The organism is Kineococcus auxinigenes (genome assembly GCF_050871525.1).
In the GTDB taxonomy this organism is placed as follows: Bacteria; Actinomycetota; Actinomycetes; order Actinomycetales; family Kineococcaceae; genus Kineococcus.
Window position 1 is genome coordinate 1 of record NZ_JBKBCT010000121.1, and the last position, 5,814, is coordinate 5,814.

Genomic DNA, 5,814 nt, shown 5'->3' on the forward strand with positions numbered 1-5,814 from the left:
TGGGCCGCATCGACGCGATCGCCGGGGACGGTGATCACGGCACCGGCATGGTCAACGGCTCGGTCGCTGCTGCGGCCGCGGCGCGCGTGGCCGCCGACGCCGGCGCGGGGGCCGCTGCGACGTTGTCGGCGGCCGGTGGGGCGTGGGCGGATCGGGCCGGGGGGACCTCCGGGGTGATCTGGGGGGTGCTGCTGCACGCCTTCGCCGACAAGCTCGGTGATGCCGCTGTTCCCGACGCGCAGCAGGTCGCCGCCGGCGCCACCGCCTCGGTGGAGGCCGTCATGCGCCTGGCCGGGGCGCGGGTGGGCAACAAGACGATGCTGGACGCTCAGGTGCCGTTCGCGGAAGCCCTGGCCGAGCGGGTCGCGGCCGGGGACGACCTGAAGACCGCGTGGGTGGCGGCCGCGCGGGCGGCGACCGAGGCCGCTGAGGCCACCAGGGACCTGCGCCCGCAGATCGGGCGCGCGCGCCCGCTGGCCGAGCGTTCCCTGGGCCACCCCGACGCCGGCGCGATCTCCCTGGCGCTGGTGACCCGCACCATCGCCGACAAGCTCTGAACCGGAGGAACACCGTGACCGAGAAGCAGTGGCGCGTCGTCCTGGCCGCCGACGAGGCGGGCCTGTCGTACAAGGAGGCCATCAAGGCCGACCTGCTGAAGGACCCGCGGGTGAAGGAGGTCCTCGACGTCGGCATCAACGGCGATGAGGACACCGCCTACCCGCACGTGGCCGTGGCCGGCGCCCGCAAGATCGCCGCAGGGGAAGCAGACCGCGGCATCTTCGTGTGCGGCACCGGCATGGGCGTGGCCATCGCCGCGAACAAGGTCAAGGGCATCCGCGCCTCCACCGCGCACGACTCCTTCTCGGTCGAGCGCCTGGTGCTGTCCAACGACGCGCAGGTCCTCACCCTGGGCGAGCGCGTGATCGGCAAGGAGCTCGCCCGGCGCCTGGCCAAGGAGTTCCTCGGCTACGTCTTCGACCCCTCCAGCGCCTCCAAGGCCAAGGTCGACGCGATCTGCGGCTACGAGACCGACGCCGACGCGTCGGACGCGGCCGAGGCCGATACGGTCGCCTCCTGCTGAGACCCCACCGCACACCACCGGAGACCGACGCACCATGACCAGTCGTCCACGCCCGCTCGTCGGCGTCAGCCTCAAGATGTACTTCTCGCTGGCCCGCACGCGCAGCTACCTCGCCGACCTCGCGGCCCTCGGCCCGGACGTCGCGGCGAGCGGCGTGGACGCCTTCGTCATCCCCGACTTCCTCAACATCACCACGGCCGTGGACCTGCTGCGCGGCACCTCCGTGGCCGTGGGGGCGCAGGACGCCTCCTGGGAGGACTTCGGGGCCCTGACCGGTGAGGTCTCCCCCGCCGCGCTGCGCGAGGCCGGCGCCCGCTTCGTGGAGATCGGCCACGCCGAGCGCCGTCGCATGTTCGCCGAGGACGACATCGTGACCGCGCGCAAGGCGGCGGCGGCGGCGCGCAACGGCCTGGTCCCGCTGATCTGCATCGGCGAGAACGTGCGCATCGACGTCGAGGACGCCGCCCGCACCACGATCAGCCAGGTCCTCGCGGCCCTGGAGGACGTGCCCGGTGACGCCGAGGTCGCCATCGGCTACGAGCCGAACTGGGCGATCGGGCAGACCGAGCCGGCGCCGGCCGAGCACGTCGTCGGCGTCACCACCCGGCTGCGCGACGCCCTGTCGCACCGCAGCGGCACCACCCGGGTCCTGTACGGCGGCAGCGCCGGGCCGGGGCTGTTCACCCAGGTCGCCGACGGCGTCGACGGCCTGTTCCTGGGGCGCTTCGCCCACGACGTCGCCAACTTCCGCGCGGTGGTCCACGAGATCGCCGAGCTGCGCGGCACCGCCGACCACGTCCCCGGCCCGCAGGCCGGCGATCACGCCTGACCCCGCACCCGGCGGGGTGCGGCGCAGCCCTGCGGCCACCCACCACTCACGACCGGAGATCACCGTGCCCAACGCACCCCGCACCGACAAGATCACCCGCGTCGCCCAGATCGGCACCGGCTACATGGGCGGCGGCATCGCCCAGTCGCTGGCGCTGGCCGGCAACGACGTCTGGCTGGCCGACGCCGACAAGGAGTCGACCCAGCGCAACTACGAGCGCCTGATCAAGGAGTCCGAGCTCTTCGAGGGGCAGGGCCTGTTCGCGCCCGGCAGCACCGAGGTGCTGAAGGAGAAGTTCCACCCGGCCGACTCCATCGAGGAGGCCGTCGCCGACGTCCACTTCGTCGAGGAGGCCGTCTTCGAGGACCCGGCCGTCAAGAAGGACGTCCTCTCCCGCGTCGAGAAGGCCGTCACCCCCGGCACCATCGTGGGCACCAACACCTCCACCATCCCGGTCAAGGTGCTGGCCGAGGCGTTCGAGGACGCCTCGCTCTTCCTGACCGTGCACTTCTCCAACCCGGCGCCGTTCATCCCGGGCGTGGAGCTCGTCACGGGTGAGGCGACCGACCCGGCCGTCCTGCCGCTCATCGACGAGCTGCTCACCCGCGCCGGCCGCAAGGGCGCGCAGGTCAAGGACGTGCCCGGGTTCGTGCTGAACCGCCTGCAGTACGTGCTGCTGAAGGAGGCCATGACGGTCGTCGAGGAGGGCGTGGCCACCCCCGCCGACGTCGACACCATCGTCTCCACGACGTTCGGCTTCCGGCTGCCGTTCTTCGGGCCGTTCGCGATCGCCGACATGGCGGGCCTGGACGTGTACGCCAAGGGCTTCAAGGTCCTCGAGGGCCACTTCGGTGAGCGCCTGTCGGCGCCGCAGAACCTCCTCGACCTGGTCGCCGAGGGCAAGTACGGCACCAAGACCGGCTCGGGGTTCCTGGAGCTGGAGCCGGAGAAGCTGGCCGCGCTCATCGACTACCGCAACAAGGCGTACCAGAAGATGGGCGAGCTGCTGGCGGAGCTGGGGCCCTCCCCGATCGCCGACTGAGCCGCACCCGGACCTGCCCGTCCCCCGCTCCGGAACCCCCGGGGCGGGGGACGTCCTCGTCCTAACCGGTCAGCGCCGCGACCCGATCGGCGGGCACCCCCAGGCGCACGAGTTGCGCGCGCAGAGCACGGCGGCCGATCTCCTCGCCGCTCCCCTCGAGAGTCGCGGCGCGCACCGCGGCCGGCGTCGCGGGTGCCTCGAGGCGGCGCAGGGCCCGGCCGCTGGCCTCCAGGACGCCCAGCACCGCGGGCTCGGTCAGCCGCGGCAGCTCCCCCGCGGGACCGTCCAGGGCCAGGCAGCCCACCACGGCCGAGACGGGCCCGGTGTCGTCCACCAGCGGGACGGCGACCACCGCGCCGTACTTCCCGCGCAGCCGCCGGTGCTCGGCGAACGTGAGCCCCTGACGGTCCTGCTCCGGCAGGTCCCCCCACGCGTCGGCGTCGACGTCGCCCAGGGCCGCGTCGGCCGCGGCCACGTCCACGGCCACGACCTCGCCGTCGGCCACGCACCTGCCGATCACGCCCTTGCCGGGGGCCCAGGCCGTCCCGGAGGCCGCGGGGCGGCGCCCGGCGCGCACGCGGTGCAGGCGCAGCAGCCGGGCGGCGCGGCCCGGCCAGGCGGGCCGGTGCAGCCGGTAGGCGGCCACCGCGAGGTCGCGCGCGTCCAGGCCGGTGGCGTCCACGACGCTCCACAGCACCGCGTGCAGCAGGTCGTCCAGGACGTCGCGGTGCGCGGCGCGCCGCTCGGCCCGCCAGCGGGTCACGGCCTGCACCGCCGTGACGGCCACGGCCAGCACGGCGGACAGGACCACGAGGGCACCCACCACGGCGGTGGAGGTGCTCCACAGCCCGGCGCGCTGCAGCCCGAGCAGGACCGCCGCCACGGCTGCCAGGACCGCCAGCCCCACGTCCACGACCAGCCGCCGCACGCGTGCCCCCTCCCCCGCACCGGTGCGGCGGCACGCGTCCGCCCGCGCGCCCGTCCGGTCCCCGGTCCCGGCCGGCGCCACCCTAGGGGCGGGCCCGGACACCGCCCAGCCGCACGTCGGCGCGCGCCTCGGCGCCCTCGTCGACGTGCACGGCGACGGCCACGGGGGCGTAGCCGGAGACGGTCAGGGTGTGGGGCCCGCCGGTGAGGTCGTCGAAGGCGAAGGTCCCGTCGGTCGCGGTGGTGGTGGTGCCCACGACGGCGCCGTCGGCACCGGTCAGCGTGACCAGGGCCTCGTGCACGGGCTGCCCGTCACCGGTCACGACCGTGCCGGTCAGGCGCGCGCCGCTGCTGAGCAGCACGTCGTGGGTGAGCGCCGCGCCGTCGGGCACCTGGAGGTTCTGCGCCACGGGGCGGTGGACGTCGCTGAGCACGCTCAGCACGTGGTCCCCGCCGGGCAGGTCGAGGAACCGGTAGAAGCCGTCGGCGCCGCTGCGGGTGGTGGCGACGACCTCGCCGCGCACGTCCAGCAGGGTCAGCACCGCGCCCTCCACCGGCTGCGGCGAGCCGGGCGTGCCCGCGGCGAGCACCCAGCCGGTCACCGAGGCGGTGCCGATCAGGCGCACGTCGCGGTGCACCGGCTCGTCGGCCACCGCGACCATGACGGCCGCCGGCTTGGCGGCCGGGGCCGCCGCGATGAGCAGGTAGGTGCCGCCGACCTGCAGCGCCAGGTGGTAGCGGCCCTGCTCGTCGGTGCCGGCGGTGGCGACCTGGCGACCGACCTGGTCGGTCAGGGTGAGGACGGCGTCGGCCAGGGGGAGACCACCGGCGCCCGTGAGCGTGCCGCTGATCGCCAGGGCTCCGGGCTCTCCTCCGGAGGCGCCGTCCGCCGTGGTGCCGTCCACGACGGCGTCGTGGCGCGGGCGCGGGACGGCGCCGGCGGCCACCGCCTCGACCTGCGCGGGGTGCGCCTGCGCCCCGCTCCCCGCCGCCGGGCCGTCGCCGTCCTCGCGCGCGAGCGCGGCCTCCAGGCCACGGCCCTCGGCGTCGACGTTCGGCACCACGCGCTGCATCCAGCGCGGCATCCACCACGCCGCCCCACCGAGCAGCCTCAGCGCCGCAGGCATGATCACCATGCGGACCACCAGGGCGTCGACCAGCACGCCGACGGTCAGGGCGGTGCCGATGGAGCCGATGATCGCGTCGCCGCTGGTCGCGAAGCCGATGAAGACACCGCTCATGATCAGCGCCGCGGCCACCACGACCGGGGCGGACTGGCGGAAACCGGCCAGGACGGCGCGGGCGGGGGCCAGGCCGTGGGCGTGCTTCTCGTGGATCGCCGACACCAGGAACATCTGGTAGTCCATCGCCAGCCCGAAGAGGATGCCGACGACGAGCACGGGCATGAAGCTCAGCAGCGGCGCGGGCTGGGCCACGGCGAAGACGTCGGCCAGCCAGCCCCACTGGTAGATCGCCACGACCGAGCCCAGCGAGGCCCCCAGGGACAGCAGGAAACCGACGGTGGCCAGCAGCGGCACCGCGATCGAGCGGAACAGCATCACCAGCAGCACCAGGGCCAGCGCGACGATGACGGCGATGTAGACGGGCAGGGCGTCGTTCAGGGCGTCGGTGACGTCGATGTCGAGAGCGGTCTGGCCGGTCACCAGGACCTCGGCGCCCTCGGTGCTCGCCGTGGCGTCGCGGATGGCGCGCACCAGGTCGCTGGTGGCCTCGTCGGTCGGTCCGCTGCCGGGGACGACGGTGATCAGCTGGGCGCTGCCGTCGGCGGAGGGCACCGCCGGGGTCAGCGCCACCACGTCGTCCAGGCCCTGGATCCGCTCCGCGGTGGGGGGGGGGGGGGGGGGGGGGGGGGGGGGGGGGGGGGGGGGGGGGGGGGGGGGGGGGGGGGGGGGGGGGGGGGGGGGGGGGGGGGGG

The 5,814-nt window shown here is 75.1% G+C and carries 6 protein-coding genes; 4 read left to right on the forward strand and 2 right to left on the reverse strand.

The window, feature by feature from the left end; genetic code table 11:
• The 4 genes from ACRYR9_RS19290 to ACRYR9_RS19305 form a co-directional block, all read left to right on the forward strand.
• Nucleotides 1-557: DAK2 domain-containing protein (locus ACRYR9_RS19290; protein WP_432540215.1), on the forward strand; the 557-nt coding region annotated here is incomplete at its 5' end.
• A gap of 14 nt (nt 558-571) precedes the next feature.
• Nucleotides 572-1,081 (forward strand): ribose-5-phosphate isomerase, encoded by a 510-nt coding sequence (locus ACRYR9_RS19295; RefSeq protein ID WP_432499012.1) that lies wholly within the window; start codon nt 572-574, stop codon nt 1,079-1,081.
• Nucleotides 1,082-1,115: 34 nt separating this feature from the next.
• The gene (locus ACRYR9_RS19300) at nt 1,116-1,910 is read left to right on the forward strand and encodes a triose-phosphate isomerase family protein (RefSeq protein WP_432499014.1); all 795 of its coding nucleotides are present in this window, start codon (nt 1,116-1,118) and stop codon (nt 1,908-1,910) included.
• Between the two features lie 64 nt (nt 1,911-1,974).
• The gene (locus ACRYR9_RS19305; RefSeq protein ID WP_432499016.1) at nt 1,975-2,952 is read left to right on the forward strand and encodes a 3-hydroxyacyl-CoA dehydrogenase family protein; all 978 of its coding nucleotides are present in this window, start codon (nt 1,975-1,977) and stop codon (nt 2,950-2,952) included.
• Between the two features lie 61 nt (nt 2,953-3,013).
• Here ACRYR9_RS19305 and ACRYR9_RS19310 read toward each other — a convergent pair whose 3' ends face one another.
• On the reverse strand, nt 3,014-3,880 hold the full coding sequence (locus ACRYR9_RS19310) for a hypothetical protein (protein ID WP_432499019.1): 867 nt from the start codon (nt 3,878-3,880) through the stop codon (nt 3,014-3,016).
• 82 nt (nt 3,881-3,962) lie between these two features.
• On the reverse strand, nt 3,963-5,693 hold the full coding sequence (locus ACRYR9_RS19315) for an MMPL family transporter (protein WP_432499021.1): 1,731 nt from the start codon (nt 5,691-5,693) through the stop codon (nt 3,963-3,965).
• Between the last annotated feature and the right edge of the window lie 121 nt (nt 5,694-5,814).